General features: G+C 55.2%; 24 protein-coding genes. 12 read left to right on the top strand and 12 right to left on the bottom strand.

Annotated features, from left to right (window positions below; all coding sequences use genetic code 11):
* Positions 1–45: 45 nt before the first annotated feature.
* The 3 genes from M2418_RS09990 to M2418_RS10000 form a co-directional block, all read right to left on the bottom strand.
* Positions 46–1,203: a M20 aminoacylase family protein gene (locus tag M2418_RS09990; RefSeq protein ID WP_405049410.1), complete on the bottom strand. Its 1,158-nt coding sequence runs from the start codon at positions 1,201–1,203 to the stop codon at positions 46–48.
* A gap of 65 nt (positions 1,204–1,268) precedes the next feature.
* A complete protein-coding gene (locus tag M2418_RS09995; RefSeq protein WP_192491066.1) occupies positions 1,269–1,781 on the bottom strand; it encodes a hypothetical protein in 513 nt (170 codons plus the stop codon).
* The gene (locus M2418_RS10000) at positions 1,778–2,605 is read right to left on the bottom strand and encodes a DUF3100 domain-containing protein (protein ID WP_259146256.1); all 828 of its coding nucleotides are present in this window, start codon (positions 2,603–2,605) and stop codon (positions 1,778–1,780) included. The genes M2418_RS09995 and M2418_RS10000 overlap by 4 nt, the downstream gene beginning before the upstream one ends.
* Before the next feature lie 373 nt (positions 2,606–2,978).
* Here M2418_RS10000 and M2418_RS10005 point away from each other — a divergent pair, with 373 nt between their 5' ends.
* The 4 genes from M2418_RS10005 (at position 2,979) to M2418_RS10020 (ending at position 7,375) form a co-directional block, all read left to right on the top strand.
* Complete coding sequence (locus M2418_RS10005) at positions 2,979–3,176, top strand: hypothetical protein (protein ID WP_250985413.1); 198 nt, start codon at positions 2,979–2,981, stop codon at positions 3,174–3,176.
* Positions 3,177–3,659: 483 nt separating this feature from the next.
* Positions 3,660–5,120, top strand: coding sequence for a hypothetical protein (locus M2418_RS10010; protein ID WP_259146257.1), 1,461 nt, complete (start codon positions 3,660–3,662; stop codon positions 5,118–5,120).
* A 118-nt stretch (positions 5,121–5,238) separates the two neighbouring features.
* Positions 5,239–7,083 (top strand): hypothetical protein, encoded by a 1,845-nt coding sequence (locus M2418_RS10015; RefSeq protein ID WP_259146258.1) that lies wholly within the window; start codon positions 5,239–5,241, stop codon positions 7,081–7,083.
* Between the two features lie 154 nt (positions 7,084–7,237).
* Complete coding sequence (locus tag M2418_RS10020) at positions 7,238–7,375, top strand: hypothetical protein (protein WP_259146259.1); 138 nt, start codon at positions 7,238–7,240, stop codon at positions 7,373–7,375.
* 101 nt (positions 7,376–7,476) lie between these two features.
* Here the strand turns inward: M2418_RS10020 and M2418_RS10025 are convergent, their stop codons facing one another.
* The gene (locus M2418_RS10025) at positions 7,477–7,947 is read right to left on the bottom strand and encodes a ferritin-like domain-containing protein (protein WP_192491071.1); all 471 of its coding nucleotides are present in this window, start codon (positions 7,945–7,947) and stop codon (positions 7,477–7,479) included.
* Positions 7,948–8,222: 275 nt separating this feature from the next.
* Between M2418_RS10025 and M2418_RS10030 the strand changes: the two genes are divergently transcribed.
* Positions 8,223–8,432, top strand: a complete 210-nt coding sequence (locus tag M2418_RS10030) for a KTSC domain-containing protein (RefSeq protein WP_192491072.1) — start codon at positions 8,223–8,225, stop codon at positions 8,430–8,432.
* Between the two features lie 106 nt (positions 8,433–8,538).
* On the opposite strand, the gene M2418_RS10035 is transcribed toward M2418_RS10030, so the two are convergent.
* From M2418_RS10035 to gyrA, 4 genes are all read right to left on the bottom strand, one after another.
* Positions 8,539–8,802 (bottom strand): hypothetical protein, encoded by a 264-nt coding sequence (locus M2418_RS10035; protein ID WP_192491073.1) that lies wholly within the window; start codon positions 8,800–8,802, stop codon positions 8,539–8,541.
* Positions 8,803–8,879: 77 nt separating this feature from the next.
* Positions 8,880–10,256 (bottom strand): D-alanyl-D-alanine carboxypeptidase, encoded by a 1,377-nt coding sequence (locus M2418_RS10040; RefSeq protein WP_405049403.1) that lies wholly within the window; start codon positions 10,254–10,256, stop codon positions 8,880–8,882.
* A 194-nt stretch (positions 10,257–10,450) separates the two neighbouring features.
* Positions 10,451–11,176 carry a hypothetical protein gene (locus M2418_RS10045; RefSeq protein WP_259146261.1) on the bottom strand — a complete coding sequence of 242 codons (726 nt, stop codon included), beginning with the start codon at positions 11,174–11,176 and terminating at the stop codon, positions 10,451–10,453.
* Positions 11,177–11,389: 213 nt separating this feature from the next.
* Complete coding sequence (gyrA, locus tag M2418_RS10050) at positions 11,390–14,203, bottom strand: DNA gyrase subunit A (protein ID WP_259146262.1); 2,814 nt, start codon at positions 14,201–14,203, stop codon at positions 11,390–11,392.
* Between the two features lie 217 nt (positions 14,204–14,420).
* Between gyrA and M2418_RS10055 the strand changes: the two genes are divergently transcribed.
* Positions 14,421–15,053 (top strand): MarC family protein, encoded by a 633-nt coding sequence (locus tag M2418_RS10055; RefSeq protein ID WP_192491077.1) that lies wholly within the window; start codon positions 14,421–14,423, stop codon positions 15,051–15,053.
* Positions 15,054–15,115: 62 nt separating this feature from the next.
* Here the strand turns inward: M2418_RS10055 and M2418_RS10060 are convergent, their stop codons facing one another.
* Positions 15,116–16,006 carry an AraC family transcriptional regulator gene (locus M2418_RS10060; RefSeq protein WP_259146263.1) on the bottom strand — a complete coding sequence of 297 codons (891 nt, stop codon included), beginning with the start codon at positions 16,004–16,006 and terminating at the stop codon, positions 15,116–15,118.
* 18 nt (positions 16,007–16,024) lie between these two features.
* Between M2418_RS10060 and M2418_RS10065 the strand changes: the two genes are divergently transcribed.
* Complete coding sequence (locus M2418_RS10065) at positions 16,025–16,525, top strand: limonene-1,2-epoxide hydrolase family protein (protein WP_259146264.1); 501 nt, start codon at positions 16,025–16,027, stop codon at positions 16,523–16,525.
* 184 nt (positions 16,526–16,709) lie between these two features.
* Here the strand turns inward: M2418_RS10065 and M2418_RS10070 are convergent, their stop codons facing one another.
* Positions 16,710–17,348, bottom strand: coding sequence for a GntR family transcriptional regulator (locus M2418_RS10070; RefSeq protein WP_259146265.1), 639 nt, complete (start codon positions 17,346–17,348; stop codon positions 16,710–16,712).
* A 176-nt stretch (positions 17,349–17,524) separates the two neighbouring features.
* Between M2418_RS10070 and M2418_RS10075 the strand changes: the two genes are divergently transcribed.
* From M2418_RS10075 to M2418_RS10085, 3 genes are all read left to right on the top strand, one after another.
* A complete protein-coding gene (locus M2418_RS10075; protein ID WP_259146266.1) occupies positions 17,525–18,244 on the top strand; it encodes a YafY family protein in 720 nt (239 codons plus the stop codon).
* Positions 18,245–18,289: 45 nt separating this feature from the next.
* Entirely contained in the window at positions 18,290–18,661 is a 372-nt protein-coding gene (locus M2418_RS10080) for a DUF1330 domain-containing protein (RefSeq protein ID WP_259146267.1), read from the top strand.
* Between the two features lie 200 nt (positions 18,662–18,861).
* A complete protein-coding gene (locus tag M2418_RS10085) occupies positions 18,862–20,472 on the top strand; it encodes a DUF6892 domain-containing protein (protein ID WP_259146269.1) in 1,611 nt (536 codons plus the stop codon).
* Positions 20,473–20,571: 99 nt separating this feature from the next.
* Here the strand turns inward: M2418_RS10085 and M2418_RS10090 are convergent, their stop codons facing one another.
* Complete coding sequence (locus M2418_RS10090) at positions 20,572–21,492, bottom strand: DUF2971 domain-containing protein (RefSeq protein ID WP_259146271.1); 921 nt, start codon at positions 21,490–21,492, stop codon at positions 20,572–20,574.
* Positions 21,493–21,949: 457 nt separating this feature from the next.
* Between M2418_RS10090 and M2418_RS10095 the strand changes: the two genes are divergently transcribed.
* On the top strand, positions 21,950–22,543 hold the full coding sequence (locus M2418_RS10095) for a toll/interleukin-1 receptor domain-containing protein (RefSeq protein WP_259146272.1): 594 nt from the start codon (positions 21,950–21,952) through the stop codon (positions 22,541–22,543).
* A 436-nt stretch (positions 22,544–22,979) separates the two neighbouring features.
* On the top strand, positions 22,980–23,459 hold the full coding sequence (locus M2418_RS10100) for an OsmC family protein (protein ID WP_259146273.1): 480 nt from the start codon (positions 22,980–22,982) through the stop codon (positions 23,457–23,459).
* An 81-nt stretch (positions 23,460–23,540) separates the two neighbouring features.
* Here the strand turns inward: M2418_RS10100 and M2418_RS10105 are convergent, their stop codons facing one another.
* Positions 23,541–24,089, bottom strand: a complete 549-nt coding sequence (locus tag M2418_RS10105; protein ID WP_192491087.1) for a single-stranded DNA-binding protein — start codon at positions 24,087–24,089, stop codon at positions 23,541–23,543.
* Positions 24,090–24,360 lie beyond the last annotated feature (271 nt).

Below are 24,360 nucleotides of genomic sequence, written 5' to 3' on the forward strand. Positions count from 1 at the left end.
TCTGGCAATTGCGCCCCGCACGCGTAGGCACGAGGCGCTGCTGGCTCAGGCCTTTGCCAGTTGCCCTTCAATCAGCGCACCCCACATGGCCACACCGGTGGTCAACAGCGCATCGTTGAAATCGAAATAGGCAGAATGCAGGCCGGGGTTTCGTCCCTCGCGCTTGGCGCCTAGCCAGAAATAACAACCGGGCTTTTCACGCAGCATGAAGGCGAAATCTTCCGCCGCCATGCTCGGTGGAACCTCCACCACATCAAGTCCCAATGCAGACTTGGCCGTGGCACGCACAATCCGGGCGCTTTCCGGGTCATTGATGGTGGCGGGGTAACGATATTCGTAATTGAGCGTTGCTTCGCACTCAAAACCTGCGGCAACCGCAGTGGCCAATGTTCTGATACGGTTTTCAATCTTGTCGCCAACCGCTTCCTCAAACCAGCGGGTGGTGCCGCGAATGACCACCTCTTCCGGGATAACGTTCCAGGCGTCACCACCATGGATCTGGGTGGCCGAGACAACGGCCGATTCCAGCGGCGAAACATTACGGGCAGCAATGGACTGCAGCGATGAGACGATCTGCGAGGCCGCAACAATCGGGTCTGCACCTTCATGGGGCATGGCGCCGTGGGCACCGCGACCGACCACCTTGATTTCAAAGGTGCCGAAGGCCGCCATCATGCGGTCATCGCGTGCCACGCATTTGCCCAGCTCCAGTGCCGGCCAGTTGTGCAGGCCGAAAATGCGGTCCATCGGGAAATCTTTAAACAGCCCCTGCTCCACCATGGCGCGGCCGCCGCCTTCGTTTTCTTCCGCAGGCTGGAACACGAAATGCACCGTGCCATCAAAATCGGTGTTGCTGGCAATGCGTGCTGCCGCCAATGCCATGGCGACGTGGCCATCATGCCCGCAGGCATGCATCTTGCCCGCCACCTTGGAGGCGTAAGCAACGCCGCTCTGTTCAAGAATGGGCAAGGCATCGATATCGGCACGGATGCCGATGGCCTTTGCTGAGCTGCCCTTGGACAGCGTGCCGACAACGCCGGTCTTGCCGTAACCTGTGTTGACCTTGAAACCCCAGTCGGACAGGTGTGCTGCGATGAAGGCCGCGGTATTGTGTTCCTCAAAGCCGAGTTCGGGGTTTTGGTGGAGGTGGTGGCGCCACTTGATGGCTTCCTCGATGTGTTCGCCCTGCATGATCGGCTCCAGTACACGTGTTTCATTCAAAAAGGCCGCCCGTTGCGGGGCGGCCAGATGTGATTCAAAGGGTGAGCTTACATGCCGGTGAGGCGCAGCGAAATATCCGCAATGATAACAGAGCCGATATAGGTGCCGAACATCACGCAAATGGCGACGATGACGATTTTCCAGCCGGACCGGCGGGCAATATCAAACTCGCCCTTGGTCAGCGCCAGACCACCATAGGCCAGTGCCGGAGTGGCCAGTGCCAGGAAGTTCAGCGCCTCAACCTGCGCCAGCACCCAGGCGGAACCGGGAATGGCTGGCACCGTGACCAGAATGGCCAGAAGCGACGTCCAGGCAACGCCTGGCAGGCTGAGCGGGATGAAACGCGCCATCACGATACCGGCGACCGACAGCAGGTACAGAACGACCATGCCGGGCAGCGCCGTCAGCGGGCTTGTGCCGGTTCCGACCCAGTTGGAGATGAGACCGATGACACAGGCAACCAGAAGCAGGACGGCGTAACGTGCCACATTGACCTTGCGTTCATCTTCACCGTGCTGGGGAATGACGTCTTCCATGGATGTTGTGTGCGCGGTGCTCATGCTGCGATCTCCTTGGTCTTGTAGTTCGCCGGGTCATTGGGGCGTGCCTTGCGGTACAGCCAGTCGGTCAGCGGCAGGGCCACGAACAGGCCAACATAAAGGCCGGTGGCGTAGGTCAGGATGTTGCTGGCGGCAGCAAGGGCCAGAATGACGTCCTTGTTGTCAGGCATGATGGTGACGAGGCCGCCTGTGCAGGCGGCAAGCATGCTGCCGGAACCAACGCCGCAGGACATGGCAAGCGCACGGAAATCAAACCAGCCAAGCGAGTGGATCAACGGCGGCATGATGGCAAAAACGAAGGTGCCGATCAGCGTGCCGGTGGCGTAAACGCCCATGGCGCCAGCGCCTTCCGGGCTGTTGAGGCCGTAACGGTCAGCAATCAGCGCAATGTTTGGCTCGCGGTCGATCGAATAGGTCGCACCGATGGATTCGCGGCCCATGCGCAGCAGAAACACCGCAACCGGGAAAGCAACGGCGATGGTGCCGAGGTTGCCGAGTTCCTGAATGACCAGTGCCGGACCAGCCTCGATGATGGCATCGATCTGTGGGCCAACGGTGGTACCGAACTTGGCGATGAAGGGCATGATCGCAATGGTGATCATGGTGCCCGACAGCTTGACCGCGCTTGGCGGAATAAGGGCTGCGGTCTTTTTGAGAATATGGGGGTTAAGGATGATGCCCATCGCAAAGGCATACAGAATTGGCAGAAACACCACCGTGCCAATACCGATCGGCAGGCGTTGTATGCCAATTATTTCCGCGATGATGACAATGCCGATGACCACGCAATGTAGCCACCAGCCATTCCCGGCTGCTTTACTCATGTCTTGTTCCTCTCGTCGATCACGCCGATCTTCTAGTTTTTTGGAGGCGGATAGTCGAGGATTATGGGCGGGGGTTATTTGATTGGTAGTCGGCGTCAGAGCAACGATGCGTTGTTAAGACAGCAACGCCAAAGCCCCTGTGCCGACGTGAGATGCCTGCTGCAAAAGGCTTTTTGCGTCATCTGCCGCGCGGTTGAGTTGTCCAGCGGTGCCCCTGAAAATTCCAGTATCATCAGGCGATTTTTCCACAGGTTCAGGTTTGCCTTGACTCTCCTGTAAATGAGAACATAAATAGAACAAATAGGTGCTGGGGCATCGATCATACGGTCAACATATCAGGTGAAATTTGGCTCTTAAGCAGGAGAACGGGACCGTGCGCCCTGAAAAAAATATCGACGTTGCCGACTATATCCTGTCCTGCCACGACGGTGATCCCAAGGCAGCCATCGAAGCGATGATCGAGGAGATCGAACATCTGCAGCACCAGTTGAACATTGCCGTGGCGGCCATGGGCCATGGCTACACACGCGGCTGGAAACCGGAGGCATCACGCGGACCGGAACAGGCTTAAAACCCCTGCCCGGCCGTTTATAATGCCCGTTGGAGGACGGGATTGGCTGCGATTGCAGCCACGGATGATCGACATTTTTCGCCAATAGCGCGATTTGCATAGCGTTTTACTTAATCGTTTAACGTGTGGGCTTGTTCGCAGTGCTACATATTAGGCGAAGGAATCGCATAGGGGCGGTGCACATGGCACCTGCCTGACAATTGGGGGCTGGATCGGGTGTTTCTGCGTTTAATGCTGTGGGCGGTTGTCGCCTGTCTTTGCTGGTCGAGTAGCGTCCGCGCCGAGATGACATATGAGGTCAGACCAATCAAAGGCGATGCGCCTTATTTGCTTGTCTCGGGCACGTTCGAGCCGTCTGATAATGCCGACCAACTTGCGCTTGAGGTCGCCGCCAGCGGTGCAGAAGGCATCGTTTTTGACAGTGCGGGCGGCGATGTCGCAAAGGCGATGGAGTTTGGCAGGGTAATCCGGTCTCTCGATCTGATGACAACACAGGTCAAAAATGTGGAATGTTATTCCGCTTGTGTCTACGCATTTATGGGTGGTGCCTATCGCTATGCGGGAGAAGGCTCACTTGCCATCGACAGGGCGATGTTCGACGGGAATGACAGCCTTACGACGAAAGAGTCTCTCCACGAGTTTGGCGGCAGTCTTGTTGATTATAGCGTTGAGATGGGTGTCGATCCGAACGTATTAAAACTCGCCGGATCGGTACCAGACGGTAATCCGCACTTTTTGACCGAAAGCGAGATGAAACAATATCTGGTAACAACACTTTTTATCGATGACGATGGCAAGGTTCAGCCGGCACTGGAAACCACACCCAAAACAGCACAAACGCAACGACACGGCAATGCTCCTTTGCCAGAAACACCAGTCCGTTCTGCAACGCCAGAACAACGGGCTCAGGACATGATGTTGGCCTATCTGCATGCACTGCGCCGGGGAGACGATGAGGCGCTGGATTTTCTGCAAAGGTCCTACTCAGACAAGGTCAAGACCGATGATGGCATGACATCAAAAGCGGGCTTGCTGAAAAAGAAACAGGCATTTTTCAAACAGTGGCCAGTACGGTTTTACAGTTCAGACCTTGGTTTGACGAAAACTGAGTGTAAGGCAACCTGTGCGGTTAGCGCCTTCGTCATGTGGTATTGGAAAAACGCTGCGACTGGAGAGGCCCGCTCCGGAATGTTAGCGACTGTTTTGAACTTTGATCCCAAGACAAACAAAATAATCGGAGATGTTGCCCAACTCAGTGGTGAGCGAGAGGAAAAATTCGGGCCAACCCATATGATCGCTTCCTGGGGTGTTGTTGAAGGAGACTGCCGTCTGCAGTCCGGTGACCCTGCAGAACTCAAGATCGCATGCCAGGTTCAGCAGGAGATTGAAGCGTTTTTAGCGGATATTGGCTGGTGTTACGGCATCGCAGGCAAAGCACGTAACGAGCGCTGGCATGAATGTGCCGTTGGTGGCGCAAACGGGCAGATCAAGGTGCCGCAGCTTTCGGATTATCCTGCAAGCCAGTACAAGGGAAAGTCCGTGTCGCCTGATTTCAAAGGGCGAGACGTCAAGTTTCGTAATGCCGCCACCATCATTCGTGACGAGATGCGTGAAGGGCCAAATTTTGCCGGGCATTACAGGCTTATAAAAATTGATTGCAACAACGAAGGCTGCCCTATGTACTTTGTTGTCAATCACAAGACAGGCAAACCGATTGCCCTGCCGAGACACAGTGATCGGGAGGGAGTGCGTGTCGGTTACCGCCCTGACAGCAGACTTATGTTCATGCAATACATATCTCCGGATAGTGCTGGCTGCATGATTGATGCTGTTGAAATCGCTGAGAGACAGGATGCCAGTTCGAACTGGAGGCTCATTGATAGGCTTGATATTGGTGATGCCAAGGCATGCGATCGTCCAATCATGAAAAATCTGACGCAATGACATGGACCCGCGACCTCTCGCTTTAGGTTGCGGTTCTCGTAAATTTTGGTCGTGGTAGCGACGTGATCGACGCCATGTTGAATGAGAGAAATTACCGGGTAATTGGGGGCTTGGTCTGGTGTTTGTGCGTTTCATGCTGTGGGCATTTGTCGCCTGTTTTTGCTGGTCGAATAGCGCCCGGGCCGAGATTACCTATGAACTGGTGACGACAGACGGCTTTTCACCCTACCTGGTGATCAGTGGCGAATTTGACGAAGAATATGATGTCGAGCAATTGAAGCTTGATTTCGCCGGATACGGCGTAAAAATTGTCTCCTTCAACAGCGATGGCGGGGATATCATGGAGGCGATGAAATTTGGCAGAGCCATCCGCGATCTTGGCCTCAACACCATTCAGGGCGTCGACAATAGCTGCGCTTCTGCCTGTGTTTACGCCTTCATGGGCGGTGTCGAGCGCGATGCCGCCGAGGGTTCGCTTGGTGTGCACCGGGGGATTTATTCGACGGATGAAGACGATGCAGATGTCGATACTGCAATTGAATATATGCAGGAAACAACGGGTGAACTGATCGGCTACCTCGATGATATGGGTGCCAATCCTGCATTGTTGCGGATTTCGTTATCCGTCTCACATGATGACGTCCGCTATCTAACGACCAGCGAAATGGAAAAATATCGGATAACAACCCCTCTCCTGTCCGTGCGCGAGGTGATCGACCGGCCGCCGGTGGCATCCACCCCGCTTTTGAAGGCGCAAGAGGAAAAAGCCCGTCGTTTTATGATGAGTTACATCGAAAATCTGGGACGCAACGACAGACCAGGCATGGCGTTCTGGAACAGGGCCTATGCCGGTGTTGTGGACAAGGGCGATATCGAGGCTGACGGAAAGACACTCAAGGCGGATGTGCTGAAAAAGAGACGGCAACTGTCTGCGGAGTGGCCAGTGCGGGCCTACACGCTGAATGAAGGCATATATCACATCATCTGCGAGGACATCTGCGTTCTGGAGTTTTCTGCGGATTGGTTCCAGAAAAATGCTGCCGGTACCAGCTTCTTTTCCGGGGTGACGATGTACAGCGTGTCCTGGAACCCAAGAACAGAAAAAATCACCGGCGAAATGGACGCGCCCCTGTTTGCTGAGCCGGACAGGAGCAGACCGGTTTCGATGCTGAGCCGTTGGGAAAGAATGGCTCTGGATTGCCGTAAGGGCGACAGACAGACGCGGGAGACGAAGTACGACTGTGACCATCACGTCGCGCTGGAGAAGACGCTGAAGTCCAATGGCTGGTGTTACAGGGAAAAGGGGCAGTCAGTTTCACAGTCGCAGTGGTACGCATGCGAGATGCCGTCCATTGAGAAAAAATCTGTCACCTACAAAGCCTGGCACAAGGAAAAGCCGGAGCCTCAGCAACAGGAGGTGGTATCGGTCCCCAAACCCAGGCCGCTTGCCCCACCCCAGGATTTTCTCGAGGTGACCGGAACCAAGGTTGCAGTACACGACAGCAAATTTGACGTTCCAGACCGGGAGGACTTTCCCGCCACGCGCTATACCGGGCAAACCCTGAAGCCGGATTTTCGCGATCGTCTCGCCGATGATAAGGCCGCCCAGACTGCAGTCCGCACGGCCATGTTAAGGCGCCCGAATTTTGCTGGTCAATATTCGCTCGTTGACATCAAGTGTTCGAAAAACTGCTCACCATTTATCGTCGCCGATCACAAATCAGGTGTTTTGATCGACCTGCCGGGCAGCAACAAACAGGGTGATGTGAAGGTCGATTACCGCCGCGACAGCCGACTTCTCACTGTGCAGTCCGTCGATCACCAATCCAAAAACTGTGTTTTGCAATATTTCACAATTGATGAAGACGCTAATGGCAAGTCCAAATGGACTTCGGTCAAGGACATCACAATCGGCAAACCGGAGCTGTGCAAACACTCGATCGAGAAAAACCTGTCGGAATGAAAGCCCTTGCGGCGCCGCTTGGCATTGATGCCGTGGTGATTGCCTGTCAGGGCAAGGTTTTCAGGTAGTCCTCGAAACGTTTGCCCTTTTCTGGACGAAAGCGGTCTCCGGTGCGTGTCGCGGTGTCGATACGGTCGACGCGCTCGATGGTGATGTGTTTGCCGATCTGGCATTTGCCGATAGTCGTAGCCGGGCGGAAGGCATTTGTGCCGGCTGGTTGGGACAGGCCGGGTGTGACGCCTTTCTGACGCTGATCGAACCCGTCAGCATGGAGTTTGGCACTGTGCTTTGAGGGATAACCGGCGTGGGGCGTGATCCGCCCTCGCCTGCATATCGCAAAGACAAAGCCGCCCTTGATGTCTCAGGGCGGCTTTGGTTTTCAGGAGTTGGCTGTCACTTGTTGATGGCGGTGACGGCAAGATTGGTCATCTTGCTGTTGGCCGCTTTTTCCTGGTCGAGAATTTCGCTGAGCAGCACATGTGCTTCTTCATTGCCCAGCACCTTCGCCCATTCACGCAATGAACCGTAACGGGCGATCTCGTAATGTTCGACCGCCTGACAGGCTGCGAGCAGACCGGCATCCAGCGCCACGCCTTTGGCTTCTTCCATGATGCCTTCGGCTTCCTTGATCAGGCCATCGGTCGCATCGCATTTGACGCCTTCTGGTTTGACGTTGATGGTCTTGAACACCTTGTCGAGGGTCTTGATCTGGCCCTTGGTTTCTTCCAGGTGGTGGTCAACCGCCTTTTTGAACTCGGCGCTTTTGACCGCCTTCGACACTTTGGGCAGTGCTTTTGCGATCGCGTTTTCCGCGTAGTAGACGTCTTTCAGGGTGTGCTCGAACAGTTCTGCCAGTGTTTGCATGACTTCCTCCGTTGGGTGATGGGGTATCGGTCTGAATGTGCCGATTTGGAGGCTGGAAAACGTGTCGGCGCCCTATTCGTTCCAGAACCGGATGACGTGATTTGGTTGTGTACGCTGGGTTACACCGCGCCGTAACGTAAGGTTACGTAACGCAAGGAGGCAGTGTGAAATACCTAGAAAGCGGTGTTTTGACTTAAACAAGCGTTCACCACCCTGTTTGACGGAATATTTGCGTCCGCTGTGTAAGATGACGTCAAAACAGGGAAAATAAAAAAATGAAACAACTTGCTGTCACATCGAAAATCATCAAGTCAGTCTATTTCAGCCCTGAAGACGGGCAGCTCCGTATCTGCTTCAAGAACGGAGAAGAGCGCAATTTCCGTGATGTACCGGAAGCTGAAGCCACTGCCATGTGCGCAGCACCGTCTCCCGGCCAGCATTACATCAGCAAAATCAGAACACACTATCCGCGCATCGCCGCCTGATCATTTCAGGCAATCGCTGAAACGCAAAAGGCACGCTCAGGTGTGAACCAGTAAGCGTGCCTTTTGAAGTCATTTGGCGGAGACCGCCTCTCCTCACCGCCTGATATTACCGGATGCGGATGTTGATGGGCGCGCGACCATAACGTGCCGAGATATGCAGGTGTATATTGGCTTCTGGCTGGTTGTTGCGCCATGCACGTGCACCGTGGCACAGAAGCAGATTGACCAGATCCTTGGTCTTGGCTTTTGATCTATTCAGGCCAACGTCAGCAATACGCATTGCCACCTCATGCAGAGGGTGCAAAACCGAGTTACCTCTTTGTACGGGTGCGGTTGTCATTGCTTCAGAGTAGTTTTCGTTGCTCGCCATTTTTGAACCTCGTTACGCAGAACAAGTCGAGGAAGGCACTGGCATGTCGAGAACAACGTCATGCCAGCAGTTGATAATCATTGAAGGGAAGCCCAGCAGCTGATGCCCTTCTTTTTCAATGCATTGCAGGCATTGACTGCTTTGTTCTGGTCAGTGAACCCGCCGAAGCGTGCACGGTAGACCTGAGCACCATCCTTGCTGAAAGCGACGGTGAAGGGGGTTGCGGAGTTGAGAACGTTGCCACCCTTGTCCTGTGCGTTCTGCAACAGGGCCATGGCGGAGTTCTTGTCCGGAGAAGCACCGATCTGGATAACCCAACCGGAAGCCTGGCGGGTGGAAGACGTGGTGACTTCATCAATATCAACAGCAGCTGCCTGACGGCTCTGGGCAATAGCAGCCGGCGGAACCATTGGTGCCGGTACTGGTGCCTGAGGGCGGGTTGCAGCTTCCATGGCCTGTACGGCTGCACGGGATGATGTTGGTGCAAAGGCACTGGCAACTTCGTTTTCGTAACGGGCCTGTGGCAGCGGGCCGGCATTTGGCAGATCCATACGCGATGCGGCGGATGCGGCCGAAGCGGAGGCTACAGCGGTGTTACCAACATCAGCAGATGGTGTGTTGGCAATGAGGTTGCTGTTGGCGCCACGTGATGCCTTTGGCAGGTAGGTCGCAACCAGCTTGCGCATCTGTGCGTCACGGCTCGCACCCGATGTACCGCCGATGACAACACCAACGATCGAACGACCATCAATCTGTACCGAGGTTACGAGGTTGAAGCCAGCTGCACGGATGTAACCGGTCTTGATGCCATCAACGCCAGCAACGTTGCCAAGCAGGCGGTTGTGGTTACCGATGGTCTGCTTGCCGAACTGGAACGAACGCGTTGAAAAGTAATGGTAATATTGTGGGTAATGCTGACGAAGCGCAATGCCGAGACGAGCCTGGTCACGGGCTGTCGTCATCTGTGCGGTGTTTGGCAGACCGTGGGCATTACGGTATGTCGTGCGGGTCATGCCAAGGGCGCGTGCCTTGTTGGTCATCATGCGGGCAAAACGATCTTCCGAACCGCCAATGAACTCACCGAGAGCCGTTGCCATGTCGTTTGCAGACCGTGTGACCAGCGCCTTGATGGCCTGTTCGACGGTGACGGTGCCACCGGCACGAACGCCTAGTTTGGATGGGGGTTCCTTGGATGCATTGGCCGAAACCGGCACTTTGCTATCGAGAGAGATGCGACCTGCACTCAACGCTTCAAACGTCAGGTACAACGTCATCATCTTGGTCAGCGACGCGGGATAACGCAGGCCATCCGGATCATCGCTGTATAAAACCTTGCCGGTCTTCGCATCAATGACGATGCCAGCATATTTGGGATTTGCAGACGCCTGTTGCACAGAGCACGAGGTCGCAAAGACCGAGGCCAGCAAAAACATGAAAACCTTAAGGAAAGACATCGAGGAGCCTTTTTCGGACAATACTCTAACCGTTTTTGGCACAGCTAAACTCACTATTTGCATCTTGATGTTCCGCCCGGACACATCCCCCGCCCGACCGTTCAATTTTTGTGACTTTAGTGCCACTGCGTTACCAACTGGTTTATGAAACGTATCTTTGACCGGTAAAATGAAGCTAAAATTCGCCGAAACCGTTAATTCGATTCAGGTTTTTCGCTTTGAATGCGCTGCTGCAGATAGTTAACGAGGCCGTCGTCCAATGCCTGCCATTGGTTAAGAAGGCTGACCGGAAAACGGTAGAGTACGGTGAGGTCCTGGCCTAACCGCACGTCGCGCTGGCAGTCACCACTGGTGGACGGGCGTTGCGGTGTTGGCATCAGGCAACGCACCACATAATCCGGCAAACCGTCACGTTTTGCGGTCAGAAGCACCTCGTCGCCATAACCGGCGTCCGGTTTGAAGCGGTAAAGTGTCAGCCCAAACTTGATGTCCTGCGGCGCACCCTGCACCAGATGCGAATAGATGGCGTCAAACCGGCCGGACATGTCGCGTGACATGGTGCTTTGCGACAGTTGCAGGAAAATAACCCTGTTGTTGTCGGCTTTCGCATCAAACAAGTCCTGGTTTTCTTGCGTGTAACCGGCCATTTGCGGCCAGGTCAGGTACATATCGACCCGTTCGGTTTTGCCAGATTTGCGCTGGGTGTCGAATCGAATCGTATTGGCGGCCAGTCTCAAGCTGTCCTGACCGATGGAAATATCAAAATTGTCTGTTGATGTGGTATGGCCCACCGCCTTGGCGCTTTGTCCGTACCAACCAACCGCCAGATTGGCGACAGTGGCGGCACCGGCCAACACGGCAAGAAAGACGACGGACTTCACGAGAAACAGTCCTGAAACCAGCTTCTGTTTTTCCGGCATCCAATCTCCCCTCACCCTTCGCTGCCTGTCTTACCGTGACGTCTGTGGCCATTTTGAGGGGCGCCAGACTTAAAATCTGCTGCAGTTAGATTTTCCCCAAAACAGGCGGCGATGTCTCGCGACGATATCTCGCGGCTATGCCTGATACAAAAACACCCCGTCTATCCTGGGGGATAAACGGGGTGTTTGTTTAGCAAAACATGGGTTCAGACCTTATTCGTCCGATGCTTCCGTCTGGGTGTCGGTACCGTCGACAACGGCATCGGCATCAAGTTCCGATTCGACGTCATCTTCACCTTCCGGCTCGCTGATGCGCTCCACGGACACAACCTTTTCATCCTTGGCGGTTGAGAAGATCGTGACACCCTTGGTGGCGCGGCTGGCGATGCGGATGCCGTTGACCGGCACGCGGATCAGCTGGCCACCATCGGAGACGAGCATGATCTGGTCGCCGTCTTCAACCGGGAAGGCTGCAACCAGCTCACCGATCTCCGTGGTCTTGGAGGTGTCCGTTGCACGGATACCCTTGCCGCCACGACCGGATGTGCGGAAGTCGTAGGAGGAAGAACGCTTGCCGAAGCCCTTTACAGATACCGTCAGCACGAACTGTTCGTGGTTCTTCAGGTATTCGTAACGCTCATCGCTGAGCTGACCTTCTTCGGTAACTTCTTCACCCACCAGCGCAATATCGTCTTCATCGACACCGGCTGCACGGCGCTCAGTCGCGGATCGCTTGAGGTAAGCGGCACGTTCCCAAGGCTCGGCATCCACATGGCCAACAATGGTCATGGAGATGATGCGGTCTTCTGCACCCAGCGAAATGCCACGCACACCAACCGAGTTACGGCCGGCAAACACGCGGACGTCATCGACCGGGAAGCGAATGCACTGGCCAAGCGCTGTGGTCAACAGAACGTCATCGCCCGGCTGATTGACGACCGGATCGGAGCCACGGCAGGTTTCAACGGACAGGATTTCATCACCGTCCTCTTCCAGCTTCATGGCGATCTTGCCGTTGCGGTTCACCTGCACGAAGTCGGAAAGCTTGTTACGGCGTACCGTTCCGCGTGTGGTGGAGAACATCACATCCAGCGTTTCCCAGGTGGTTTCATCCTCTGGAAGCGGCATGATGGTGGTGATGCGTTCGCCCGGCTGCAGCGGCAACATATTAATGAGTGCCTTGCCCTTGGACTGTGGTGTGCCGACCGGCAGGCGCCAGACCTTTTCCTTGTAGACGATGCCACGCGAGGAGAAGAACAGAACCGGGGTATGGGTGTTGGCCACGAACAGACGGTTGACGAAGTCTGCATCGCGCGTTGCCATGCCGGAACGCCCCTTGCCGCCGCGACGCTGCGCACGGTAGGTGGTGAGCGGCACACGCTTGATGTAACCAAGGTGCGATACGGTCACGACCATTTCTTCACGGGCGATGAGGTCTTCATCGTCCATGTCAGGACCGCCTTCGACAATCTCACTGCGACGTGGGGTGCCGAATTCGTCACGGATGGCGATCATCTCGTCCTTGACGATCTGCTGGATGCGAACCCGCGATGACAGGATTTCCAGATAATCGCGGATTTCGTCGCCGATCTTGTTCAGCTCGTCGCCGATTTCGTCACGACCCAGAGCCGTCAAACGGGCCAGGCGCAATTCGAGAATGGCGCGGGCCTGTTCTTCCGACAGGTTGTAGGTCTTGTCGTCGTTGATGCGGTGGCGCGGATCGTCGATCAGACGGATCAGGCTTTCCACATCTGCGGCCGGCCAGCGGCGGGTCATCAGCTCTTCACGGGCAGATGCCGGATCTGGCGCACTGCGGATAACGCGGATAACCTCGTCGATATTGGCAACGGCAATGGCCATACCAACCAGGACGTGGGCGCGGTCACGGGCCTTGCGCAGCAGGTACTTGGTGCGGCGGCTGACGACGTCTTCGCGGAAGGCCACGAAGGCGCGCAGCATATCAAGAAGTGTCAGCTGCTCCGGCTTGCCGCCATTCAGCGCCACCATGTTGCAGCCAAACGAGGTCTGCAGCGGCGTGTAGCGGTAAAGCTGGTTGAGGATAACCTCGGCATTGGCGTCGCGCTTCAGCTCGACAACCACGCGGTAGCCCTGACGGTCGGACTCGTCACGAAGGTCGGAAATGCCTTCAATGCGCTTGTCCTTGACCAGTTCGGCCATCTTTTCAATCATCGTTGCCTTGTTCACCTGGTAGGGAACTTCGGTGATGATGATCTGCTCACGGTCGCCGCGCATCGGCTCGATGGTGGCACGGCCACGCATGATAACCGAACCACGGCCGGTTTCATAAGCGGAGCGAATGCCGGCACGGCCGAGAATGAGCGCACCAGTCGGGAAGTCCGGACCAGGGATGATCTGCATCAGGTCCAACAGGTCAATGGCCGGATTGTCCATCAGGGCAATACAGCCGTCGATCACTTCCGACAGGTTGTGCGGCGGAATGTTGGTGGCCATACCCACCGCGATACCACCGGCGCCGTTGACCAGAAGGTTCGGGAACTTGGCGGGAACGACAACAGGCTCTTTCAGCGTGCCGTCATAGTTCTCGCGAAAATCAACCGTTTCCTTGTCAAGGTCATCCAGCAGCGCATGCGCCGACTTCTCCAGGCGGCACTCGGTATAACGTTCAGCCGCCGGCGGGTCACCGTCGATCGAGCCGAAGTTACCCTGACCGTCGATCAGTGGCAGGCGCAAGGACCAGTCCTGCGCCATACGGGCGAGCGCATCGTAAATGGCCGAGTTGCCGTGCGGATGGAATTTACCCATCACGTCACCGGTTACACGGGCGCATTTTACGTATTTCTTGTTCCAGTCGATGCCGAGTTCCGACATGCCGAAAAGGATGCGGCGATGCACGGGTTTGAGGCCGTCACGCACATCAGGAAGAGCACGGCTAACGATAACGCTCATCGCGTAATCGAGATACGACCGCTGCATTTCTTCCATAATCGAAATCGGTTCGATTCCGGGAGGAAGTTTTCCTCCGCCAGTAGGGCTATGCTCAGTCAAATCAGATCACATTCTATTTTAAGAATCGGATGGATTTTTATAGCGGAAAGAGCCGCATAGCGCCAATTTCACGGAGAGTTTTGAACAACCTTTTGCGGCATTTGCAAGGTGAAAACGCTTTTGTGGCCTCTGGTTGAGAAAATGCGCGACAAGAAGGCGAGAGTCAGGCAGTTTTCGGGGCGAAATTCATGGCATGACGTAACGAAAGGGACACAAGATGGTTAGCGGAGAAACATTGCTCAATGCCTTGACCACCCTGCTCGTTACGCTGGACCCGCCAGGTCTGGCCCCGGTTTTCCTTGGTTTGACGGCTGGCATGACGCGCGCCCAGCGCTCTCAGGTGGCGCTGCGGGGCACGCTGATTGCCTTTGCCATTCTGGCGGTGTTTGCGCTGTTTGGGGCTGCCGTGTTGCAGCTGCTTGGCATTTCGCTTGGTGCCTTCCGCATTGCCGGTGGCCTGCTGCTGTTCTGGATCGCGTTTGAGATGATTTTCGAAAAACGCCAGGAGCGTAAGGAAAAGACCTCGACCATCGCCATCACCAAGGACCACATTCATAATCTGGCGGTGTTTCCGCTGGCCATTCCGCTGATTGCCGGGCCCGGTGCCATTTCCGCCACCGTGCTGATTGCCGGTTCCATGCAGACCTATCTCGACAAGGCCATTCTCTTGGCCGTGCTCGCCTTTACGCTGCTGGTGGTCTATCTGGCGCTGGCCATTGCCGACCGCATGGACCGTTTCCTTGGCAATACCGGCCGCGCCATTCTGACCCGGCTGCTCGGCGTTATTCTCGCCGCCCTCTCCGTGCAGTTCGTGGTGGATGGTATCAAGTCGGCGTTTAACCTCGCCTGAGCGGCTGCTTTGCGCCAGAAGCGGACATACGTGGCTAACGGCCATTATGGGGCTGTATTTGGTTATGCTCGTTGCAAGCCAGTTTCGACCATCGTTTGCACCATGTCGGCATCACGACGCGGCGGCTCCCCGAAAAGGCGTTTATATTCTCTGCTAAATTGCGACGTCCTCTTGTAGCCCACAGCGAACGAGACAGATGCTGCGTCGGCCTCTTTCGAAACCATCCGGCGACGGGCTTCCTGTAATCGGATATGCTTTTGATATTGAAGCGGGCTAAGAGCGGTAACGGCTTTGAAGCGCCGGTGGAAAACGGACTCGCTCATGCCAGCAACCGCCGCCATATCCTCAATGCTGAGTTGCTCAGTGTAATGCTGGCGAATCCAACCCATAGCTCGCCGAATATGGGACAAACGGGAGTCGAAACCGGCTATCTGGCGCAACATCTCCGCATGCGGGCTTAGCATCAGCCGAAACATCAATTCATGCTCTAAATGCAGGGCCATTACAGGGATTTCCTTTGGGCGCTCGCAAACTTCTAGCAGCCTTTGCCAAGCGCCGATCAGTTCGGCATTGGCCACGCTGAATGCGAAGCCCGGCTGCATTTGCAGCTCGGGTGTCACCGAAAGGTAGAGCACCACATTCATGATCACGGCGGGATCAAGATTGAGATTGATCGCCAGAAACGGCTTTTCCGGTGATGCCTCTATGATTTGGCCCATGGCGGTGATTTCGGCGGCTACGACCATGGTCTGTCCGGGGCCGTAATCGAACACCTGATCACCAATGATTGTTCTCTTGGTACCTTGCAGCACAATGGACGCCATCGGGTCATAAACCAATGCGCTCAACTCAGTTGGTTGGGTGACACTGAGGATGCTTAGCCGTGGCATGCCGGAGTATTTCACGCCAGCATGGCGTAGCGCCAGAGTGCGGGTTTCATCGATTTTGTCCATGTTTCATCATGGGCGCCTTTGCCTGAAAAGATCAATACCCCGACGGGATCAGGCAATTATTCGAGATCATCAGGCATGGCGAACGTCCTGCGAATGGCCCAGTTTCTTATCACGACAAAAAAGGAAATCGACATGACCACTCCCATCGAACTTGTCTCTGAATTTTGCAATGTCTTCACGACGGATCACGGCAGAACCGCAATCAAGCGCTGGTTCACCCCAAACACTGTTTGGAATAACGTAGGCATTGCGTCCACCACGGGCATGGATGACGCGATCGCGTTCATCGAAGAGCTCGAGACATCCATGGGCATCGCTACGGTTCACATTGAAATGCTCGCGATTGCGGCAGACGGCGACCGCGTGCTTACCGAGCGGCTGGACATTTTCGAACGCGCTGACGGCAGCGAGATCGGCAGGGTGACCCTCATGGGCATCTTTGAAATCGAAGGTGATCGCATTGCCGCTTGGCGCGATTATGCGCACCCGAATTCAATGACGATGACGGCTGCCAGCTAGGGGCCGACTGTTCGCCGCACCCTCACCCTCGGAACGCGTTCGCGGGCACAGCCATTCATGTATCTATATGCGTGGTGCATCGATTTCTGCACAGCTTTTGCACCGTGCCATCTCAATAGCTTGGCTGGTGCAAAAGTCAGGTGCATCTTGGCGTCCGCTTTCGGCCGATAGCGGACTTCGCTCGTTAGGGCGTCATTTGGCGATCAGCCTGATCTGCCGGCACCTTGCATTGCACCTCCGCCTGAGCGGCCAGAATATGGTCGCGCAATATGGCGCAGGCGGTATCGCTGTCACCGGCACGATAGGCGGCCACCAGCCGCTCATGGTCATCCAGCCAGCGGGCGGTCTCCGTTGCCAGTTGCTGATAACCTGTGGCGTGGAGAATGCAGCTGGTGCGCAGCTCCTCTATGATGGCCAGCTGGCGATGGCGTCCGGCCGGGGCATATAATGTCTGGTGAAACAGCCAGTCACCGGCCTGCCAGCCGGGACGCCCGGCCTCCAGCGAAGACTTTTTCAGCGCATAATCGATCTCAACAAGGTCTGCCGCTGTGGCCTGTTTGATGGCGCGGGCCAAAAGATCACATTCCAGCATCACCCGCAGGTCAAAGATTTCATCCAGGCTGTGGCGCGACAGGCTGACGACGCGTGCGCTTTTGCCGGGCAGGACTTCAACGATCTTTTCGCCTGCCAGCATTTGCAGCGCATCGCGCACTGGAATGCGGCTGACGCCATAAAGCGCAGCCAGCTCCACCTGCGACAGCACAGCGCCGGCCTCAAATTTTCCGCTGAGGATATCGGCGCGGATGCGGTCTGTCAGGTTCATTGCAGGTTCCTTTGCCAGCGGCGTGAGCGTGGCGTGTTGTGATGCGTACACATGTATACAAATGTGCAAAAATGGATCAAGCGAATGATGTCTGGATATTGCTCTGCTCATCATCATCCTCATCATCATCATCATCGGCGTTGCGCAGGGACAGGTTTTCGTGGAATGAGTTGATCATGTCGAGAACCAGCCGCCTGTTTGAAATGCTCAGCGTTCTGCGCGCCAAACGCACGCCGGTGACTGCGCAGGACCTGGCAGACGAGCTTGGTGTTTCGCAGCGCAGTGTCTACCGCGACATTGAAACCTTGCGGCTGCTGGGTGCGCCCTTGGATGGGCAGGCTGGCGTTGGTTTTCTGCTGAAAGAAGGTTTTTTTCTTCCGCATTTTGCGTTTTCAGCCGACGAGCTGGACGCCATACGGCTGGGGCTGGAATGGGTGCAGCAACGCGCCGACCCTGCCCTTGTGCAAAGTGGCGAAAGCGCCATGGCCAAGATCTTGTCGGCGCGCAGTGACAAGGCCGCATCAAGCGCCACAGCAGTGCCGTTGATGATACCGGCGACCGCTTCCGAGCGCACGGACCCGGCCCATGTTGCGGCAATGCGTGACGCGATCCGCAGGCAGATGAAGATGTCCATTGATTACAGGGATGCTGAGGGCAACGTCACGCAGCGAACCATCTGGCCAATTGCGCTGGTTTATTTCGATGATGTGCGCATTCTGGCGGCCTGGTGCGAACATCGCGCCGGCTTCCGCCACTTCCGGGTGGACCGGGTTAGCGCAGCGTCTGTGTTGAGCGAACGGTACCCGGAGCGCCGTCCTGTGTTGATCAAACGCTGGCGTGAGCAGGATCGCGATTGGCGCTCAATGCTGACAGTTTCTGACAAACAGCCACGGTAAACTTGATGTTGAACCCACGCACGGTGTCACATCAAAGGAATAACCATGGTTACGATCAATCAAACCGCCCTCACCGACTTCCTGTCTGCCAAGGACGATACCCCCATCGTCATGTTGAACCTTCTGCGCTTTGAGCCCGATGGCGGACGGCAGCGGCATTTCGAATATCTTGAAATGGCAGCGCCGATCCTGGCGCGCTTTGGCGCCAAGATATTGTTTCGGGGCGATGGCCTGCCGTTGTTGACCGATGGCGAGGTGAAAATGTGGGACGCGGTGTTGCTGGTGCAATATCCAAGCCGTTCCGCCTTCATGGCCATGGTGGACGACCCGGACTATCAGGTGGCCTTTCAGGTTGGCAAATCAGCCCTTGTTGACATCGTGCTGCAACCGCTGAAGCAGACTGAGGTTCCCGGCTAAAAGCAGTTCAAGGGGTGCCGCGCAGATCGTGACGACAGATCTGCGCCTGCCCCACCACTGATATCGCAGATTTTTTTACCCTTGATGGCTCAAAGCGCTTCGGGATAGGTTTGCGTCCAATAGGACCGCTTATTGTGTGGGGAACTGCCTGACGCAGCGCCACGTCTTTCAAATCCGTTCGAAATCGATTGTGAGTAGATATGACGTTTGAAGAAAGCCTGGATTTTCTCGATTCTTATGAGCCAGACGATTTCCGATCGCTAAAAACCGCCCAGGAAAACTGGAAATCACTGATCAGCGAAGATCGTGGCAACGTTGAACGACTGTACGATATCTACTTTGCGACGATCAAAACCTTCCTCGGTGAAGAGGACGCTTTGGCGCTTGCCGGTGTGAAAGCTTATAATTTCATTCTTGCATTTTCAGGCACGACAACTGTCGCCAGCCATGGCGGCAAGGAAGAAGCGTGGCGCATTTTGAGCGAGCGGCACACCCAACATCTCGACCTTCTCAAGCGCGCGATCGAACGACCCAATAGTGTGATCAGCGAGAAATTCAGCCGGACACGAACGGGAACCTGGGCCGATATCGTGACATCGATGCTCGACCTTTATTATTGGCACAAGCCTTATAGCAACCACGACGATACCTTGCGAAGCGAAGCAGCCGTGCTGGTGCCCGCGATCTACCGGGCGTACCCAGACCATAAGAGTTTTCTGCTGCCCGACCATCTGATGCTGCACCCAGATGCAGTCCGCGAGGCGGGTGAGCTGATCCGGTTCTACATTCTGGGAAAAGGTCAGCTGGAAGCGCCTCTGCTGGTGGACCTTGCTTACGATATGTTCGGGTTCCACAGCGACAAACGCAAGCCGGCGCACGCGCAATCGGCCGCAATCCTGCAGCACGCTCTCAGCGACGCATCGTCCTGGACGGAGCAACAGCTCAACCAGTTCCTGGAGGAGGTCATCCTTACGCCTCTGGATATCCAGACATATTCTCGCCAAGAGGCTGAAGCTCTCCTGCAATCGACCATCGCCAATTACGAACGTCTGCTGCGGGAAAACAAATATGAAAGCCATCTCGGCACGTCAGCTGAAACCTACCGCGAACGCGACGAAAAAACCCTTCAGGCGCATCGTGCAACGCTCAACTTGATCCAGAGTGATTTCGACGCCTGGAACAGGAAACGTCGTGACAAGGCTGTGCAGCGGCTTGCCGTTTCTGCAACAACCCGCAAGGCGTTCAAGGTTGTCGAAACGAAGCTCCCTGCCCCTTATGCTGAGCGCATTGGCGCGCTTCTCAAAGAGGCCGCAGACTATTCAAGCCGTCCGAAACTCTACCCGCCGCACAAGCCGTCGGAAAATCGGTTCAAGGATTTTGGCTTGAAGCTGTTGGTCATCGAAGAGCTGATGTACCGGCAGAAAGTGCTCACGCCGCAATTCGATATCCACCTGTTTGCCAAGGAATATGAGAAGCGAGAAATTTCCGTCGAGATTGACGGTTACGAGATCATCCCGGAGGTCGAGACCTACTTCAAAAATCTGCCCATATCGGACGAGCTGCTGGCCAAGGTCGTAACGCTGCACCAATCCAGCGGGTTGAACGGCGGGTCTGAATTTATCTATCACCTCTACCCCTTCTGGGACCCCGGCAGTGGCGATGAAGCCATTCCCGTCAGCAACAAGGCGATTACGGACCTTGAGCTTTTGCCAAACCTGAAATCGATCAGCGGACTGGAAAACAGCAAGCCTGGTCCGAAGCTGCTGAAGGCGCTTGCTGCGCGCGACATCAAGGTTTCGGCTGAGGAGTAGCGCCTATCCTGGTGCGCTTTGGCGCAAGGGTGTTGCTCCGTGGCGACGGCGTGTAAAAAACGTCGACCAGACGTTTCAAAAATCATCCTTTGTCGTGCTCTAAATCTCTTCAATATATAGGCCGAATCGATCGGGTTTGCGCTTCAATTGCATCATTTTGATAGGTTTGTGCTTCGAAGCTAGCAGCGTGATCAGTTCTTTGTCTTGTTTAGATGTCCCGAGCCCAAAGATTACACCATCTAGTTCTTGGAGTGCAAAGAACTGATCTTCGAACTCCGTCGCCTTCTCTCTTCCAGATCCTAGACTGATGCGCCATTCCTGCTCGTACGACCAATGAACGGATTTTGTGTAGATAATCTTGTCTACTGCCATTCTAGCGCTCAACGGTCTCTTCGCCGTGAGGTGATCAATCAACTCTTGATCAGAATAGAGGTTCGGCAATTCGTCTAAATAATCTATCGGCTTGGCCATGAAGAACGGAGACTTTTCATCGCCGTTACGAAAGCGCAAAACGACGCCTCGATATGAGTCCGCGTAGTGGCTCCACATCGTTGGGATGTTCGGCCTCACGGTCAGACTGAGTATCTTGAAGTCTTTGATGAGTGGCTTTGCATCTTTATGCAACTGCGGGAGCATTTGCTGCATGTTATAAACCCATGCATCGATCGCCGCTGGAAACCGCTCTTTGAACGCTTTTTCTTGCTGGTCTCGCGGCAGTTTCCGGACCTGGGCAAGGGCATGTTTTAGCATTGATTCCCGCGGCACTGTACCTTCGGCGAACTGCTGCCAGCATATACGCCCGGCCTCTTTTTTAATCATGTCCACGTCTGGATTCATGGGCAGTTCGAAGTTCATGTCGAACGGATCGTTCAACATTGTGCTGCGTGACCACCGCAGGGTACCGTTATTTAGCACGATCTTCGCAGTAGTCGCGCTCATGTACTTGAAAAAGTGTTCACGCGTGTTCAGCGCGAAGGCAGGCGCGTAAGAAACCGTTGTATCGAAATTTTCGTAAATCATGGGGCTGAAAGAGGTGTTCCGCGTCGCGTCATTTCCGAATTTCACTATTTCACTGTCGATTTCAATCGGAAATTAAGTTTTCACACCTTCCCTCGCCTGCAGGATGTGAAAGATCGAAATAAATTTCGAAATTTCAGTAAGTTATGGCAGCGGCCATTGACTCAGGATCGCTGACTACCTCGACATTGACAGTAGATCGGCAGCTCATGCGCGAAGTATATATTGTGAATCATTCGCTTTCATTATGTATTATTCAGTGAATTTAAGTACGAATCATCGTTAATATTAGTCTTTAATGCGTGTCACCATCGTGACCTGTAGTAAGGGAGAGCTTTCAATGGCCAGATGCACTGCACCAGTAAGAGGTCATACAGGGGGCGGCGCAGCGAATTGCCCCGCATGTCGTGGTCGATGGGGCGGCGGTAGGTTTGGCGGCTTCAGCCCCAATTTCGGATCCATGCAGTTTTCGTCGACTTTTCAACCCTCGTCTGGCGGAGGTGCCGGGAGCCGGGCTAGCGTTGGGTCAGGGAAAACCTCAAGACCTAAATGGGCGCGAACAAGTTCCACCGTGTGGTATACTCCCGCAGAGGTCCGTGAACTGGAGCCTGTACGTGAGCAGATTGAGGCAAGGGCGACTGTACCCGATCTTCGCGACGTATTCCTCTGCCATGCGTGGGACGACCGACAGGGCGCAGCGAAGGAATTGTGCGATTTGCTTGAGGCACGTGGGGTGAAGGTCTGGTTTAGCGAGAAAGATATCGCGCTCGGCGAACCATTTCTGCGAGAAATCGACAGAGGATTGGCGAAATCTCGCGTCGGGATCGTTTTAGTGACTCCGAACTTCCTGAAGCGAATTCACGGACGTAGTATCGCCGACAAAGAACTTTCAGTGTTGCTACATGGAGGTAAGCTCGTTCCTGTCATTCACGGCACCACCTTCGCTGAGCTGAATGAGGAAAGTCCTATGCTCGCGTCGCGCAACGGGCTCAGCACAGCAGAAGACAGCATGGCTGATGTCGCGACCAAACTCGCTGATCTAGTATTCGTTTGAATTTTGCGGGGAGAGTGAGCGCCTGCACCGTATTGTAGAGCGCAGTGGCAACGGCGGCGTTTATTCCCTCCCATTGTCAAGTGACTGTTTAAGGGCCGCAGGCGGACCTCTTAGATGCTATCCCGCGCATTCGCGCGGGATTCTATTTTCACTCGGCGGCAACCAGAACTAAAGAAGTCGGTTTGAATAGCTGGGGGATGGAAAAGGTCGCGCTTCGATAAAGGACGATCTTCGATCTCCCCGGATGGCATGGAGTCGGGAAAGAGCTTGGCTTGACCGCCGGTTAGAGAAGCGCCGCCTCGAATTTTCCACTTAAAATACCTGCGCGCACACGGCCCGACGGGTTCTCTGGCCCTTCCTTGCTAACAGCATTTGCACGGCCTTTTCCAATGTGTATACATGTATACGAATCTTACGAAAAAGGACCGTACGCCTCATGGCACATGAATATACATCCGCTGTTATTTGGACTGGCAATCGCGGCAATGGCACCAGCAGTTACCGCGCCTATGACCGCACCTGGGATGTCGCCGTGCCCGGCAAGGCGGTCATTCATTGTTCCAATGATCCGCTGTTGGGTGGTGACCCCACCAAGATGAACCCGGAAGACCTGCTGCTTTCGGCATTATCGGCCTGTCACATGTTGTGGTACCTGCATTATGCGTCCGAGGCCAAGGTGGTGGTGGCGGCGTACGAGGACAGCCCTGTCGGGACAGGCGAAGTGGAAAAAAGCGGTGCTGGGCGTTTTACCTCAGCCGTTTTGCGGCCACGCATTACCGTGCTTGATGGTACCGATATCGAGGTCGCGACTGCCATTCACCACCGCATTCACGAGGTGTGTTTCATCGCCCGATCGGTGAATTTTCCGGTGACCTACGAGCCGACATTTGAGTTTGTGGCCAAGCCTGAAAGCTGAGATTGCACAGGCTGTGCAGGCAATAAAAAAGCCCGGAAGCGTTTGCTTGCCGGGCCTTTTTCATAGGGATTAATTGGTCGTTCAGAACGGGATATCGTCGTCCATGTCGTTGGAGAAGCCGCCCGCAGGCTGGCCGCCGCGTGCACCACCACCGCCGCCGCTGCGTGCTGGCTGCTGGTCGTAACCACCGCCATAACCGCCACCGGAGGAGCCGCCGCCGTAATCATTGCCGCCGCCGCCAAAGTCGCCGCCACGGCTGCCGCCGCCACCGCCTTCACCGCGACCATCCAGCATGGTCAGCGTGGAGCCGAAGCCCTGCAGCACCACTTCGGTTGAGTAACGGTCATTGCCCGTCTGGTCCTGCCACTTGCGGGTCTGCAGCGCGCCTTCGATGTAGAGCTTGGCGCCCTTCTTGACGTATTGTTCAATAACCTTGCAAAGACCTTCGTTGAACACGACAACCGTGTGCCATTCGGTCTTTTCTTTGCGCTCGCCGCTGTTGCGGTCACGCCAGGTTTCGGAGGTGGCAATACGAAGATTGGCAATTGGGCGTCCGTCCTGGGTGCGGCGAATTTCCGGGTCCGCCCCAACATTACCGATCAAAATTACCTTGTTTACACTGCCTGCCATCTCGTTATCCTTGCTCCGTGCATTTTGCCCGGAAAACTTTCTTTTCTAAAACTGGTGAGATCATAGACCATAGAGGTGGCCAATGGGCACCTTTACCGCCACACAATCCACAAGGAATGTTTGCATACAATTCACCGGGATTGCTTTCACGTCAAGTTTGTTCTTTCTTTGTTCTAATAAATCTCTATTATCTAGCGGAACAGAATCGAAAAGCAGCTATTCCATACGATTAAACTCGACACTGGGCTTGGCCGCACTACATAAGTGCCCG

It is taken from the genome of Rhizobium sp. BIGb0125 (genome assembly GCF_024810055.1).
Classification (GTDB): domain Bacteria; phylum Pseudomonadota; class Alphaproteobacteria; order Rhizobiales; family Rhizobiaceae; genus Agrobacterium.

Coding starts and splice junctions, on each gene's coding strand:
- M2418_RS09995 (WP_192491066.1), bottom strand. CDS start 1,781: ATGAGCACCGCGCACACAACATCCATGGAAGACGTCATTCCCCAGCAC.
- M2418_RS10000 (WP_259146256.1), bottom strand. CDS start 2,605: ATGAGTAAAGCAGCCGGGAATGGCTGGTGGCTACATTGCGTGGTCATC.
- M2418_RS10010 (WP_259146257.1), top strand. CDS start 3,660: ATGACAACACAGGTCAAAAATGTGGAATGTTATTCCGCTTGTGTCTAC.
- M2418_RS10025 (WP_192491071.1), bottom strand. CDS start 7,947: ATGCAAACACTGGCAGAACTGTTCGAGCACACCCTGAAAGACGTCTAC.
- M2418_RS10030 (WP_192491072.1), top strand. CDS start 8,223: ATGAAACAACTTGCTGTCACATCGAAAATCATCAAGTCAGTCTATTTC.
- M2418_RS10035 (WP_192491073.1), bottom strand. CDS start 8,802: ATGGCGAGCAACGAAAACTACTCTGAAGCAATGACAACCGCACCCGTA.
- M2418_RS10040 (WP_405049403.1), bottom strand. CDS start 10,256: ATGTCTTTCCTTAAGGTTTTCATGTTTTTGCTGGCCTCGGTCTTTGCG.
- M2418_RS10045 (WP_259146261.1), bottom strand. CDS start 11,176: ATGCCGGAAAAACAGAAGCTGGTTTCAGGACTGTTTCTCGTGAAGTCC.
- M2418_RS10055 (WP_192491077.1), top strand. CDS start 14,421: ATGGTTAGCGGAGAAACATTGCTCAATGCCTTGACCACCCTGCTCGTT.
- M2418_RS10060 (WP_259146263.1), bottom strand. CDS start 16,006: ATGGACAAAATCGATGAAACCCGCACTCTGGCGCTACGCCATGCTGGC.
- M2418_RS10070 (WP_259146265.1), bottom strand. CDS start 17,348: ATGAACCTGACAGACCGCATCCGCGCCGATATCCTCAGCGGAAAATTT.
- M2418_RS10075 (WP_259146266.1), top strand. CDS start 17,525: ATGTCGAGAACCAGCCGCCTGTTTGAAATGCTCAGCGTTCTGCGCGCC.
- M2418_RS10080 (WP_259146267.1), top strand. CDS start 18,290: ATGGTTACGATCAATCAAACCGCCCTCACCGACTTCCTGTCTGCCAAG.
- M2418_RS10085 (WP_259146269.1), top strand. CDS start 18,862: ATGACGTTTGAAGAAAGCCTGGATTTTCTCGATTCTTATGAGCCAGAC.
- M2418_RS10090 (WP_259146271.1), bottom strand. CDS start 21,492: ATGATTTACGAAAATTTCGATACAACGGTTTCTTACGCGCCTGCCTTC.
- M2418_RS10095 (WP_259146272.1), top strand. CDS start 21,950: ATGCAGTTTTCGTCGACTTTTCAACCCTCGTCTGGCGGAGGTGCCGGG.
- M2418_RS10100 (WP_259146273.1), top strand. CDS start 22,980: ATGGCACATGAATATACATCCGCTGTTATTTGGACTGGCAATCGCGGC.
- M2418_RS10105 (WP_192491087.1), bottom strand. CDS start 24,089: ATGGCAGGCAGTGTAAACAAGGTAATTTTGATCGGTAATGTTGGGGCG.